Source organism: Spirochaeta isovalerica (assembly GCF_014207565.1).
Taxonomy (GTDB): Bacteria; Spirochaetota; Spirochaetia; order DSM-2461; family DSM-2461; genus Spirochaeta_F; species Spirochaeta_F isovalerica.
The window spans coordinates 144,881-158,622 of the sequence record NZ_JACHGJ010000003.1; the positions used below are offsets into that span (position 1 = coordinate 144,881).

The 13,742-nt window shown below is 46.0% G+C and carries 14 protein-coding genes; 6 read left to right on the forward strand and 8 right to left on the reverse strand.

What is annotated here, in order from left to right; all coding sequences use genetic code 11:
- Positions 1 to 38: 38 nt before the first annotated feature.
- From HNR50_RS10250 to HNR50_RS10280, 7 genes are all read right to left on the reverse strand, one after another.
- The gene (locus HNR50_RS10250) at positions 39 to 1,238 is read right to left on the reverse strand and encodes an aldo/keto reductase (protein ID WP_184746606.1); all 1,200 of its coding nucleotides are present in this window, start codon (positions 1,236 to 1,238) and stop codon (positions 39 to 41) included.
- 215 nt (positions 1,239 to 1,453) lie between these two features.
- Entirely contained in the window at positions 1,454 to 2,050 is a 597-nt protein-coding gene (locus tag HNR50_RS10255; RefSeq protein ID WP_184746608.1) for a GNAT family N-acetyltransferase, read from the reverse strand.
- Positions 2,051 to 2,072: 22 nt separating this feature from the next.
- Complete coding sequence (locus tag HNR50_RS10260) at positions 2,073 to 2,921, reverse strand: HAD-IIB family hydrolase (RefSeq protein ID WP_184746609.1); 849 nt, start codon at positions 2,919 to 2,921, stop codon at positions 2,073 to 2,075.
- Entirely contained in the window at positions 2,918 to 3,670 is a 753-nt protein-coding gene (locus tag HNR50_RS10265; RefSeq protein ID WP_184746611.1) for a Type 1 glutamine amidotransferase-like domain-containing protein, read from the reverse strand. Before HNR50_RS10265 ends, HNR50_RS10260 begins: the two co-directional genes overlap by 4 nt.
- A 12-nt stretch (positions 3,671 to 3,682) precedes the next feature.
- Positions 3,683 to 4,501: a class I SAM-dependent methyltransferase gene (locus tag HNR50_RS10270; protein ID WP_184746613.1), complete on the reverse strand. Its 819-nt coding sequence runs from the start codon at positions 4,499 to 4,501 to the stop codon at positions 3,683 to 3,685.
- A gap of 76 nt (positions 4,502 to 4,577) precedes the next feature.
- Complete coding sequence (locus HNR50_RS10275; protein WP_184746615.1) at positions 4,578 to 5,540, reverse strand: aldo/keto reductase; 963 nt, start codon at positions 5,538 to 5,540, stop codon at positions 4,578 to 4,580.
- 284 nt (positions 5,541 to 5,824) lie between these two features.
- Positions 5,825 to 6,673 carry an MBL fold metallo-hydrolase gene (locus HNR50_RS10280; protein WP_184746617.1) on the reverse strand — a complete coding sequence of 283 codons (849 nt, stop codon included), beginning with the start codon at positions 6,671 to 6,673 and terminating at the stop codon, positions 5,825 to 5,827.
- 354 nt (positions 6,674 to 7,027) lie between these two features.
- On the opposite strand from HNR50_RS10280, the gene HNR50_RS10285 reads away from it, so the two are divergent.
- From HNR50_RS10285 to HNR50_RS10310, 6 genes are all read left to right on the forward strand, one after another.
- Positions 7,028 to 8,857, forward strand: coding sequence for an FAD-dependent oxidoreductase (locus HNR50_RS10285; RefSeq protein WP_184746619.1), 1,830 nt, complete (start codon positions 7,028 to 7,030; stop codon positions 8,855 to 8,857).
- Between the two features lie 12 nt (positions 8,858 to 8,869).
- Positions 8,870 to 9,835, forward strand: coding sequence for a polyprenyl synthetase family protein (locus tag HNR50_RS10290; RefSeq protein ID WP_184746621.1), 966 nt, complete (start codon positions 8,870 to 8,872; stop codon positions 9,833 to 9,835).
- 12 nt (positions 9,836 to 9,847) lie between these two features.
- Entirely contained in the window at positions 9,848 to 10,780 is a 933-nt protein-coding gene (locus tag HNR50_RS10295) for a UbiA family prenyltransferase (RefSeq protein ID WP_184746623.1), read from the forward strand.
- The gene (locus HNR50_RS10300) at positions 10,777 to 11,607 is read left to right on the forward strand and encodes an FMN-binding protein (protein WP_184746624.1); all 831 of its coding nucleotides are present in this window, start codon (positions 10,777 to 10,779) and stop codon (positions 11,605 to 11,607) included. Before HNR50_RS10295 ends, HNR50_RS10300 begins: the two co-directional genes overlap by 4 nt.
- 154 nt (positions 11,608 to 11,761) lie before the next feature.
- Positions 11,762 to 12,583 (forward strand): NmrA family NAD(P)-binding protein, encoded by an 822-nt coding sequence (locus HNR50_RS10305; RefSeq protein WP_184746626.1) that lies wholly within the window; start codon positions 11,762 to 11,764, stop codon positions 12,581 to 12,583.
- Positions 12,580 to 13,002: a MarR family winged helix-turn-helix transcriptional regulator gene (locus HNR50_RS10310; protein WP_184746628.1), complete on the forward strand. Its 423-nt coding sequence runs from the start codon at positions 12,580 to 12,582 to the stop codon at positions 13,000 to 13,002. The genes HNR50_RS10305 and HNR50_RS10310 overlap by 4 nt, the downstream gene beginning before the upstream one ends.
- Here HNR50_RS10310 and map read toward each other — a convergent pair.
- Complete coding sequence (gene map / locus HNR50_RS10315) at positions 12,995 to 13,741, reverse strand: type I methionyl aminopeptidase (protein ID WP_184746630.1); 747 nt, start codon at positions 13,739 to 13,741, stop codon at positions 12,995 to 12,997. The two genes, HNR50_RS10310 and map, sit on opposite strands and share 8 nt — an antisense overlap.
- Between the last annotated feature and the right edge of the window lies 1 nt (position 13,742).

Below are 13,742 nucleotides of genomic sequence, written 5' to 3' on the forward strand. Positions count from 1 at the left end.
TATGTCATTACTGAGTTAATTGGTAAAAAAATGCTTTATCAGAATTCGTTTCTTCCGTATCTCAAAAACTGATGCACCTTCTTCAGTTCATCGGGGATGGCAATTGTCTGGGGACAGTGTGACAGACATTTCCCACACTCGATGCAGAGCGAAGCATTGCCGTCGGGAACTGTTTTATTGACTTTCACTTTGTTGGAAGCCAGTTTCCTGTACTTCCGTTTGGTATTAAAGAGCATTATCCTGTCCCAGAGCGTTTCCGGCTTCATATTGGCAGAATTGGCCAGAGCAAAGTTTTCCGGGATATTCACGCCGGCGGGACAGGGCATGCAGTACTGGCAGGCTGTACAGGGCACGAGTATTTTTTCCCGATAGATGGAGATAATGGAGTTTATGGTTCCATTTTCTTCTTCAGTCAGTTTCCCGATTCCCGATTTTTCCGCGCTTTCCAGGTTCTGCTCCAGCTGTTCCCCAGTACTCATGCCGCTGAGAACGACCGAAACTTCCGGCAGGTTCCACAGATACTGGAGCGCCCAGTCGACTGGTGTTCGCTTAACGGAACTCGCTTCAAGCAGCTTCCTCGCTTCTTTGGGCGGCTTGGCGAGCATTCCCCCCTTCAGCGGTTCCATAATGGTGACAGCCATGCCTTTTTCCGCGGCGTATTTCAGCCCTTCTTCTCCGGCCTGGACAGTCGTGTCCAGGTAGTTGTATTGGATCTGGGTCAGATCCCAATCGTAAAAGTCGATTATTTTCTTGAATACGGGCAGCGTATCATGGAAGGAGAAACCTATATTTCTGATCCTTCCTGCATCCCGTTCTTTTTCCATCTCTTTTATTAGTTCGAAATCTTTCACTTTATTGAAATTCTTCTCATTCAAAGCGTGAAAGAGATAGCAGTCGACATAATCCGTCTGAAGTTTCTCCAGCTGGGCATGGAAATACTTCCCGAAATCCTCTTGTTTATTGACGAGAAACATAGGCAATTTGGTAACGAGAAAAACCTTTTCCCGGTATCCGTCCAGTAGAGCTTTCCCCAGAATCTTTTCGCTGGCGCCCAGATGGTAGGGCCAGGCCGTATCAATATAATTGACTCCGCTGTCAATGGCGTGCCTGATCATGCGGATCGCTTCTTTTTCATCAACCCGCGGATCGAGAGGGTTTTTCATAGAGGGGAGTCTCATGGCTCCGAATCCGAGTGCTGATACTTTGAAATCGATTTTTCCTAATTGACGGTACTGCATTCATATCTCCTCATCTCATTGCGCGGATAAACATTTCTGTAAGGGCAGGGAATTCAAAGAGCCTGCTCATTCGGGATTTAACTGATGGGGCAGCTTTGGAAAATCATCAAAGGAGCAGGCTGATTGCAAAATAACCCTACATTATTATATTGTCAATTGATTTACACCGGGTCTGATTCCCCGGAGCGAATCAGTAGTCTTTAAACTATGTCTTCTCAGAGAAGAAGAATACCCATCATATAAGCACCTTCGCTTTCGGAGATGACGAACATTCCCATTTTTCTGTAAAAGGCAACAGCACCGGGGTTCTGTTTCGATACGCCCAGATGGACTCCTTCCGTCCCTTTCCTGCGGCAGCTGTTGAAAAACATTTCCATAAGCTTCCGCCCGAGTCCTTTGCCCTGAAGTTCCGGCAGCAGATCGATATGAAGGTGCCCCGGATATTCGCTGAGGGATTTATCCACCAGTGTATCATTTTTAATGCAGTCGTTGATAAACTGCTGAAAAGGTTCGGACGATTCTGATGGGATATCGTAGAGCCTTCGCACTTTCGGCAGCCATTCGCTGTTGAGCCATTTCGTATAACCAACCGTGTCTGCTGTTCCCACAATATATCCGGCGGGAATGTTATCCCTGGTTACAACGAAACAGCAATCTCTGTCGAAATAGACATAAGGCGCAGCAAAATAATGGCCGACTTTGTATTTATCATCAATTACACCTTCTACTGAGTTGCCGTTCAGCGCCGTTTTCCAGCAAATTTCATAGAGATAGGGTAGATCTGTTAATTCGTAAGGCCTTATTTCAATCATTGTTCAATCCTGTTCTTTTGGTTTATAGAAGTTCAATGCCGTTTTTTTCGGCAATATACCGGACCACACTGTCATTTCTATGATGCCCTATTATTTTATCGGCTGCCGCTTTCACAGGCGGAAGCGCGTTTTCAACAGCAACTCCGCAATCCGCCGCCTTCAGCATTTTCAAATCATTGGTATTGTCGCCGAAGGCGGTAATGGCATAATTTTCCATACCTACAGATAGTGCCAGCGTTCTGATAGCCTGGTCTTTGGTCGCTTTTGATGAATGGACTGTCAGCCAGTACCAACCGGGAGTATACTGGTTTTCCTGTATATGGATTTCAACCGATTCTCCGGTTTTCTCCAGAATCAGGGCTATGGGCTCCAGCTCTTCGATCCTGTTAATTACAGTGAGGCAGACTATCATCTCATTGAAGTGATTTCTCCTGTCAACAGTCTCTGTCAACCGGCGGTCTCCCGCTTTTTCTCTGTCTAGAACATACCATTGTTCTCCTTCATTGTCGGTTCGGCTGTAATAGAGCCTGTCCTGGTGTCCGTCAAAAGTGGAGAGGAAGTAATGGAGTCCTTTCGAATCGAACAGATCAGCCGCTGCCAGAAGATCCGATGGGCTCAGTTGGTTTATCACCTGATGGGTTCCCGTTTTAAGATCCGAAATGAAAGAGCCGTTGAATTCGATAACGGGAAGCTTTAACTCAAGTTTATTGAGGATAATCTGCTGAGATACAACGGATCTCGCCGAGGCAACCGTGAAATTGATACCTTTTGCTATCATATTGTTGAGATTCCTTGTGGCAAAAGGAGAGAGAGTGCCATCGGGCTGAAGAAGGGTCTGATCCAGGTCGGTTATGTAAAGCTGTTCTTTCATTCTACCTCTGATTCTGATTTAAAAAGAGTAGACAGATTTCTGAAAGTTCCATCCAATGGCAGAGACGTTTCCTGAATCAATCCGTCTATGACTTCAAGTTTCAGAGCGTAAGCCTCTTCAGATGATTTGTGAAATCTGCATTTATCATCGCTGATCTCCAAAGCGCAGAAGTTGCTCAGCGCCAGTGCCGTCCGCTCTTTTTCCCTGACCAGAAGGGGCAAGTCCACAGCCCTGTGGTCTTCATTATGATGGGGAGCATGGAGCAGGGGAATGAAACCCAACCCGTCCACGCAACTGTACCGGCCTTCCGGAACGTCTATGGCGAAATCGGAATCGCTCTGACCGCAATCGAACCAGCAGATCGATCCGGCACTGAGTCCCGAAAGGATGATTCCCTTATCGTATGCTTCCCGCAGGGCTTTATCCACAGCATGCTTCCGCCATGTTTCCATCATGAAGCGGGTGTTGCCCCCTCCGACATAAATGATATCGCTGTCCAGTATTTCAGATCTGACGGCATGGGTATCCACGGGTCTGTTTATCAGAAAGAGAGTCTCGACCCTGCAGCCCAGTTCGCCTCCGAAATACTCATCGACAGTTTTAATATAAGCTTCAGCTTCCCGGCTTGCCGTAGGTATGAACAGGAGTTTCGGGTTCTTTTTTCCCGAAGCTTCCACAATCTTCCGGTCTATTTCACGTGTTTCCCCGAACCGTATTTCTCCTCCGCCGATTGCGAAAATCTTTCCCATGGTATTTTCTCCCTAAGCCTTGCGACCCACATAGACAAGGTGATCCGTTCCGTAAATGGCCCCTTTCGTCTCTGCGGTCCGACAGGCGAAACCTATCCATTCTGCCAGAAGCTCTTCTCCCAGATCGATAAGTTTCATCTCGCTCTGGCTTATAAGACTCTCCGCACCGAAAAAGGCTAATTCTTTCAGACCGAAGGAAGAGAAAAAAGGTACGATTTCATCTGGGTCGGCAAAGTAGGCATCGATGAAACCGGGCTCATTTTCACTCAGTATATGAGTTCCTTCTTTGAGGAAGCCGAGTAGGTTTTCGCTCTGTTCCTTTATTGTGTGGGGGTAGTTCCTCAAATTATCATATATAGGCGCATAATGGGAAATAAATGCGCCTGCAAGAATCCCCTGAGGTTTCAAGAGCTTCAGCGTCTGATCGATCACTTTCTCCCGGTCTCCTTTTTGGCTGAGGTGGTAAAAGGGACCCATAATCAGAATCGCATCGAACAGTTCTCCATCGAGAGAAGAAAGGTCTCTCGCATCGCCTTGTATGAAATTTTCCACTGCCAGATTCATCTGATCCGCTTTCTCTTTAGCCATGGCGATATTGGCTTCTGCCAGATCGAATAACGTGACATTATGACCCGCCTCGGCGAGAGCCAGAGTATACCGACCCGGACCGCCGCCTATATCGAGAATACGGCTGCCCGGTTTGAGAAATCGCTCCAGAAAGTGCATGGTAACGGGGAATTCGAATCGGTGCCTTTCGTGACGGTCCCATTCCCGCTGAACATCATTGTTGTAGTACTGTCGTATCCTTTCCACATTCGTTGAAGCAGCCATGGAAAACTCCTTTATTTTTAAAATAATAAGTTTTCAGTTTATGATGCCCTTCCTGCCGAATCAAGGGAAAAATCGATTATATTATTCTCAAGGCGAATTTAGGGCAGACCGGAACGCAATAACCGCAGAGAATACATTTCTCTTTATCCACTTCAGCTATTTTATCTGCATTTACTTTAATGGCTGACTGTTCGCAGGTTTCCCCGCATTTCCCGCAGCCGATACAGAGGGCCTCGAATACGAAGAGCTTTTTTTCTACAGTTCCCAGCCTGTTTTTTATTTCTTCACTAACGGGGCGGTTCGAGAACACATCGATATTCATATCGACTTCTTCCCGCGACATCATGCCGAGAGCCACGGCATCGACCAGTCTGTGGTCTTTTACCCATTTGAGGGCATCTTCCGCCGTGGATTTCAGATATCCGCCCCCAAGGGGTTTCATCACGTAAAATCCGGCGCCGCGATTTTTGATTTTCTCGATAGCCTGAATCTGTTCATCCAGAGTCCCATCGGTCAATCCCGTACCCCGGATATTAAACATCAGATGATACCAGTCGATTCTGCTGTCTTCAGCGAGAACCAATGCGCTTTTTGTGGAATGAGAGGAAAGCCCGACGGCTCCGATCCGCCCCTGTTCCTTTGCTTCAAGCAAAGCGGTCAGAGCTTCTTCTCTCTCTCCGAAATCTTCCAGAGACCGGACGGCGTGAAGCAGAAACAGATCGATGTAGTCAAGCTTCATCTCTTCCATGGCTTCATCGATAGCCCTATTCATCTCAGCGTAGCTTTTTACGGCTGATTTTGTTGATATGACCAGTTCTTTTCTATCTATTCCCGATTGGGATATACCTCTGAGTACATGGGGATAGGATCCGTACATTTGTGCCGTATCAATCCAGCGGATGCCTTTTTTCAGTGCATAGGCAATGATATCGCCCCCTTCTTCAGGGGGCATATTTCTCTGCAGCGGTGCCATAGTCAGAGATCCGAATATAAGGTGAGGGACTTCTTTTTCCAAAAAACGAACAGATTTGATTTCCATTTTTCAACTCTACCCGATCTCGTGGAAAATTCAATAAGAATTGAATAATCATTAGCTGAAAAAATAAAAATGTATTATATTAATATTTGTAAATCTTTTCCGGATAAATCAAGAATATGCAGGAGGTAATCTGTATGAGTGATAAAGGAAAAAAAGATAAACGCAGCCATGAGTCAAGAAAAGAAGCCCAGCACTCGCTGAAGGAGAAGCGCAAACTTAAAAAAGCGAAAAAAGAAGCTACAAGCTGATTAATGAAGACCGCCTCTGAAGGCGGTCTTCCATATTTATAATACTTTAGAGCAACCTGTATTCATTCTGTATAGTTTCCCCGGCAGGCTCGTCTCTATTTTTCTGAAGTTATCCTCTCCTGTGCAGTGCCCTGTATAAAAGTCAGTATCAAGTGCTTTCAAAGCATCAGTCAGGCTTTTGAGATAGTCGTTTGTTACTGCGGCTTTGCCTCCCCGGCTGTATATGTGAAACCCTCCCAGGACGGCCTGTACCGGTAACTCCGGTTTTTTTTGTTTAACCAGATTGACCATATTCACTACACCTGTATGGGAACAGCCGGTTATGATGTAAATGCCGGCGTTCTCTTCAAGAGACAGTACAATTTCGTGGCGGAAATCGTCAGGACCCATTTGTCCGTTTTTTTTCATAAAGAGGTTATGATTTGTCATGGGGCGGGGGAAGTTTTCCGGTATATTTTCAAAAACATCCAGTCCCGGGAGAATCTCCTGATTTTCATCGATAAATCTCACACGGTTTTCATATCTTTTCAAAAGGACCGGATCAACGCCGATCGGGACAATCCTTCCATCAGCTTTGCGGGAGTAGTGGGGAATCAGGGCTTCTCTGTGCAGATAGAGCGGGGCTTTTGAGTTCTGTCTGAAAAACTCTTCAAGGCCGCCGCTGTGATCACTGTGTCCGTGGGAGAGAAAAGCCATATCAATGAGGCTTAGATCTATCCCCATTTTTTCTGCATTCATAGCAAAGGAGGAATCGGGACCGGTATCAAAAAGTATTCGTCTCCCTTTCCATTCGATATAGAGAGACAGACCGTGATCGGTTTTCAGGCTTTCTCTCTGCTTTGATAGATTATCCAGGCTGTTTTCGAGCAGAACGGCGAATTTCACAATAGACCTCCGGAAGAGTTGAATAATTTTATCATATCATTTTTACCGGAGATCATTAAGAGTGAAGCGGTCAAGGACCTGTCTGTTAAGAGAAATCGCAACGAAGCTGAATTGTGTTCATAATTGACGTATTTCATTGCTGTCGCTTCGAAAGGGGTTTTCTCAAGTAGGGGATAATCTCTTTTTATGATCTGAAAAGCCAGCTGCTGATAATAACTTAAAAAAGGACTTCCGCTAAATTAATGTTCACCATCCTGATGTAAATACTAGATGAATAAAATTATATAGATTATACTACCTGTATAGAAGAATTGTGAAAACAGATTTAATTGACCATGCATAAGAGGTGCGAAAATGGAAAAGAAAAAACACATTGTTGTTCTTGGAGGCGGTTACGGCGGTGTTCTCACGGCTAAGAAACTGATCAATAAGACAAAGAAAGATAAAAATGTCAAAATCACTCTGATTGATAAAAAACCTTATCATACGATGCTGACTGAGCTCCATGAAGTTGCGGCCGGTCGTATCCCCGAAGATGGAATCCGTATTGATTTCGAAACGATTTTCTCCAGAAGAAATATAGATGTCGTTCTCGATACAGTTCACAATATCGATTTCGAAAAGAAAGTTGTCAACGGTAACAACACATGTACAACCTATGACTATCTGGTATTGGGAACCGGTTCAAAACCGGCTTTCTACTGCTGTCAGGGAGCCAAAGATAATGCTTTCAACCTGTGGTCCTATGAAGATGCCCTGAGAATCAGACATCACATGCTTGAAGTCTTCGGAAAAGCCAGTGTCGAAACCGATCCTTTCAAAAGAAAAAGACTTCTCACTTTCGTTGTAATCGGGTGCGGTTTTACAGGAATCGAAATGGCCGGTGAGCTGGCCGAGTGGAGAGCAGAGCTCTGCCGTGAGTTTTCCATTAAAGAGAAGGAAGTCCGCATAATCATTGCCGACCTTCTCCCTGAAGTTCTTCCCGCTTTTGATGACAAGCTGAAGAAGAAGACCGTTAAAAGACTTCAGAAAATGAACGTCGAAATCATGCTCAAGTCCGGTATCGATAATGTGGGCGAGCACCACATCGATATTACAGGGGCCGGCAAAATCGATTGTGATACTGTTATCTGGACGGCCGGAGTCGAAGGATCGGAAATCGTCGAAAATCTCGGAGATAATGTCGCCAAGACAAAGCGCCACCAGATCGAAACGGACAAGTATCTCCACGCCAAAGATATGGAAGATGTTTATGTCGTCGGAGACAATATCTTCTACATACCCGAAGGACATGACAAGCCGGTACCCCAGATGGTGGAAAATGCCGAGCATTCTGCCGATACGGTTGCAAAAAATATATATGCCAGTCTGCACAATAAGAAAAAATCGGAATACAAACCGAAATTCCATGGAGCCATGGTTTCAATCGGTGGCCGTTACGGTGTCGCCCAGATCAATATGGGCAAAACCAATATGGTTTTCTCCGGTTTCATCGCCATGTTTATCAAACATTTTATCAATTTTATTTATTTCGTTCAGGTCGCGGGTTTCAACAAGCTCTGGACATATATGCAGCATGAGTTCTTCCATGTGGAAGAGAGAAGAAGTTTTGTCGGCGGTTACTTCGCCAAAAGATCTCCTAACTTTTTCCTGGTTCCCTTAAGAATATTTCTCGGTGGTATGTGGATTTATGAAGGATGGGAGAAGCTGCTCCGCGTAATGGAGAATCCCTACGATATTTTCCTGATCGCATCGAAAGTCGCCACGTCCAGCGCTTCTGTCGCTGAAGAGGCCGCGACATGGGGAGAGGCGCTGCCGGTTCCCGAATTCATCACATCGATCGTCGACTGGTTTATGAACCTGATGTTCTACTTCCCCTCGGGAGAGTTCACCTATATGGCTGTCGTCTTCCAGACGGGAATGGTTATCGCTGAAATCGTTGTTGGTCTCTGTCTGCTCGGCGGTCTGTTTACCATGCTTGCTTCTCTTGTTTCCATTGCCATGGGCCTGATGATCTGGTCCTCCGGCATGGCTCCTTTCGAGATGCTCTGGTATATTTTCGGAGGCATCGCGATGATCGGAGGAAGCGGCTCCACATTCGGAATGGATTATTATGTACTTCCCTGGCTCAAGAAGCAGTGGGTGAAGATCCCCTTCGTAAAAAAATGGTATCTCTATACGTAAAAGAAGGGACTGATGGTGCATTTAGACAGTCCTGAAATACAAAGCCTTCTCTCTGAAGTTGAAGGGAAGATAGTCGACAACCTGAAAGAGGGGAACGAATATATGAAAAGTTCCGTCGATTATCTCTTCAGTTCCGGAGGGAAGCTGCTTAGGCCTCTGCTCCTTATAATAGGCAGCGAGGCCGGACGGAAAAAGGACAGAAGTGAAATTATTAATCTGGCTGCGGCTATCGAGACACTCCATGTGGCGACTCTGATTCATGATGATATAATCGATGAATCGGAGATGCGCAGGGGCATCCAGTCGATCCAGTCGAAATATTCCAAGGATTATGCCGTCTATATGGGGGATTTCCTGCTTAGCCGGTCTTTTCTGATCCTCGCTGAGCTGGATATTCCCCGCGAGCTCGGAGTGACTCTGGCAAAAGCCGTTTCCCGTATCTGCACAGGGGAAATGCGCCAGTACTCCAACAGGTTCAATCTCGATATTACTCCCATGGAATACCTGAAAATAGTATCGGGTAAAACGGCCGCGCTTTTTTCCATGGGATTGAGCGCCGGGGCATACATGTGCGATGCCGATGAGGCTGTCGTGAAAAAGCTCGGGCATATCGGTTACAGGCTCGGACTGGCTTTTCAGCTTCAGGATGACCTTCTCGATTATACAGGAGATGATGCCGTCGTCGGTAAAGAGCTGCAAGTCGATCTTATAAGAGGCTACTACGGATTGCCTGTCATACATGCCCTTATGGGAGATCATGGCGCACGAGTCAGGACTCTGCTGGCCGATGGTTTATCCGATGATGATGTCGATGAGGTCATTCACCTTATCCGGGAAGGGGGATCCATCGAGTTTACGAAGGATCTCGTAGTCCGTTACAGAAATAAAACCGAAAAGATGATTCAAGGGCTTCCTGAAACTCCCGCCCGGTCTATGCTTCTGGAATTACTACCGCGTTTCTTCGATCGGATACATTAAGAGGCAGTCCGGGTGAATCTGAAATCTTTTTTCGATTTTGTTGAGATCAGGACAAAAGTGGCCAGTGTTATCCCTCTTGCGGTCGGGTTGCTTTTCGCCTATTACAGATACAGGGAATTTCACTGGGAAAATACTCTCATTTTTTTTGTGAGCCTCATTACGCTCGATATGGCTACAACAGCTATAAATCATTATGAAGGTTTCAAAAAAGGGGAGGATTTTAATCCTGTAGAAAGCCGGGATATCCCGAGAGGAACAGCCGTCGGTGTCATTTCGGCCTTGCTGGCTGTTTCCGCAGCAGCCGGATTGCTGCTGGTCTGCAGAACGGATAATTTTATACTGGCAGTCGGGATTGTAAGCATGGGAATAGCCGTCCTTTACTCCTTCGGTCCCGTGCCTATATCCGGTACGCCTTTCGGCGAGCTGGCTTCCGGTGGACTAATGGGGTTCGTCATTTTCTTCATTTCCCTGTATATTCAGGTTTTTGATGCCGGTTTTATCGTTTTTTCTTTGAAAAGCGGTGTGTTGTCCGCCCGGATCGATCTTCTGGAATTACTACCGGTTTTTATTGTCTCTCTCCCTCTTGTATTTATGATCGCGAATATCATGCTGGCCAATAATATTTGTGATGTGAAGAGCGATATTGAAAAAGGACGTTATACACTTCCTCAATACCTGGGGAACAAAGCCAGCGTATATCTCTGGATAATTCTCTACGGTCTGTCTTATCTGGTTATCCTGGCAGCTGTAGCTTTGGGGATTCTTCCTCAGACTTCTCTTCTTGTTCTGCTCTCTCTTATTCCCAATATTTCTTTAATCAGGGAATTCGCCGGTAAACAGGATAAGAAGGAGACCTTTGTCAATTCTATCAAAGTGTTTATAATTATATCCGGGTTGTGGATATTAAGCTTTTTAATGCAATTTTTATTTAAGGGGTTTTTATGAAAAAGATTACTTTGGTGCTTCTGGTTTTTTCCGTTCTTCTTTTCTCCTGCAGCAAAGAAGAAAAACCTGCTGCTGAAACAAAAGCTGTAGCTGAAATGCCTTCTTACAAAGACGGTGTTTATTTCGCACAGGAAGATGAGTTCAGCGGTTCCGGTTGGAAATACAATGTTACATTGGAAGTCAAAGACGGCAAGATCGTCAAGGCTGTCTGGAACGGCGCGAATATCAACGCTGGAAAAGACAAGGTTTCCGTGTCAAAAGACGGCGAATATGGAATGGTCGAAAAAGGCGGAGCCAGTGCTCCCTGGTTTGAGCAGGCCGCCGCTGCTGAAGTGTATCTCCTGAAAACACAGGATCCTGCTTCTGTTAACTATGTTGACGAGGATGGACATACCGATTCTTTCTCCGGCGCTTCGATTCATGTCATTGAGTTTTTCTCTCTCGCAGAAGAAGCTCTTGCAGCCGGCCCTGTCGGTTACGGTCCCTATAAAGATGGTGTTTACCATGCGGAACAGCCTGCTTTTGATCACGGGTACAAATACTTTGCCGATATAACAGTCATCAGTGGCTACATTGTAGCTATCAATCTCGATGCTCTCGCTGAAGACGGCGGTACCAATAAAGCTCAGAGATCAATGGATGGCGAATACGGTATGGTAGAGAACGGAGGAGCTTCCGCTCCCTGGTTTGAACAGGCTGCCGCTATTGAGAATAACTTTCTGGCAACTCAGGATATCAATATGCCTGATGCCGTTTCCGGTGCAACAATCGGTCTCGATCCTTTCTATGAACTGGTAAACGAGGCTCTTGCCAACGCCAGAAAATAACAGGATTTCACTCAATGGAAGGAAACACCCCGAATCTCGGGGTGTTTTTTCTTTGCTGGCACATGCGGTAAAAGGGAGAAAAGAGATAAAGATACTTGAAAGAATGTGAAAAAGGGATTAGCTTTATTTGCGTGCGCAAATATGTGGAGATCGAATGAAAATACTGGTAACCGGAGCCGGCGGAAATGTCGGATCGTATGTAGTCAAATATCTTGAAAAAAAGGGTTGTTCTGTCGTGGCTCCGAAAGGGAGAGCCGAATTCAGTTTTACAGACAGAACTACCTGGAACAGCACTCTTGACGGCGTGTCCCGTGTCTTTCTCATGCGGCCCCCTCATATTTCAAATATCAAGAGGGATATGCTTCCATTCCTCCGTTTTCTGAAAGAGAGGAAGATCGAGCAGATAGTTTTACTTTCTGTGCAGGGCGCGGAAAATAATAAGTTGATACCTCACAATAAAATTGAAAAATACTGCCGTACTCTCGAACTTCCCTATGTTTTTCTACGCCCTTCCTTTTTTATGCAGAATCTAACGACAACTCATCTGGAAGAGATCCGTGACGATAATGTGGTTTATGTTCCTTCCGGTGAAGGTAGGACGAATTTTATTGATACGGAAGATATCGGAGAGATAGCTGCCGGGCTTCTTACCCATAGCGATTTATCGCCCCGGGCTTATACCCTTACAGGTTCCCGGAGTTTCAGCCATAGAGAAATCGCCGGGCATTTGAGCAGGGGGCTGGGGCGGGAAATCCGTTTCATCAATCCCGGTCCGCTTCGCTTTATATTTCATCATTTGAGAACGGGGAGAACTCCGGGAATGACACTCGTCATGCTGGCTCTATATACAGTTGTAAAGACTGGAAAAGGGGATGTTACGACAGATGACTCCCGACTGCTTCTGGGGAGGGCTCCGGTTCAGCTGGATGATTTTATTAAACGGAACATCTCGGTTCTTTCCGGGAAGGCTCTATGAGGGTTTTAGATGATAGTTTCGGCCGTTCCCTTTCCATACTCAGCCGCGCTGCTACCGCCTATTTTCAACGTGAACTGAAACCTTTTGGAATCGGACCGGGACAGCAGGCTTATCTTTTATCCATTCTGCCGGGAGAAATTCTTATCCTCGATGAGCTGGCGCGAAGGATGGCCGTGGATAATGCGAATGTTACCAGAGCGGTAAAAGCGTTGGAATCATCGGGTTATCTGGAAAAAAGGCCTTCGGAAATAGACAGAAGGGCCTGGAACATCACTCTTACTGAAGAGGGGGCAGCTGTAAGGGAAAAAGTTGAGGAAACGGCAAAACAATGGGTTTCCGGGATTCGTTCGGCGATCGATGACGACAGCTGGCACACCACAGTGAAAACACTGGATGCCATTGCCGATTCCCTCACTTGACTGTGAGAATTTCGTAACCTTCGGACGTAACAGCAACAGTGTGTTCGAAATGGCAGGAAGGCTTTTTATCTGCTGTCTCCACAGTCCATCCGTCACCCAGAACATTGACTTCATAGGTTCCCATGTTTATCATCGGCTCAACAGTGATAACCATATTTTCCTTTAGCCGGTTCCTGTACCTCGTGGAATAGTAGTTGAGAACCGTCGGTTCTTCATGGATTTCGTAACCGACGCCGTGTCCGCAGAAATCGCGGACAATACCGTAGCCGAACTGGTTTATATAGTTTTCGACAGCCCGCCCGATGTCATTGACTCTTCCGCCTGCTTTTACGGCATCTATGCCTATATAGAGAGATTTTTCCGTTCTCTCCATCAGTTTCTGCTTTTTTTTATCGATTTTCCCGACAGCGAAAGTCCGGGCAGAGTCTGTCATCAGTCCTTTGATGCTGATAGTGCAGTCCAGGCCTACTATGTCTCCCTCTTCCAGTTTCTTTTTTGACGGGATACCGTGTATAACCTGCTCGTTCGTGGAAATGCAGAGAGTCGCCGGATAGCCATGATAGCCCTTCTGTTCCGGCACGGCTTTGTTTTTGACAATAAAGTCTTCGGCTATTTTATCCAGTTCCAGACCGGTCATGCCCGGTTGTACATAGGGCTCCAGATATTCATACATTTCTGCCAGAAGGGTTCCGCATTCCCTCATTATTTTTATTTCGTCATTAGATTTTACATATACCATG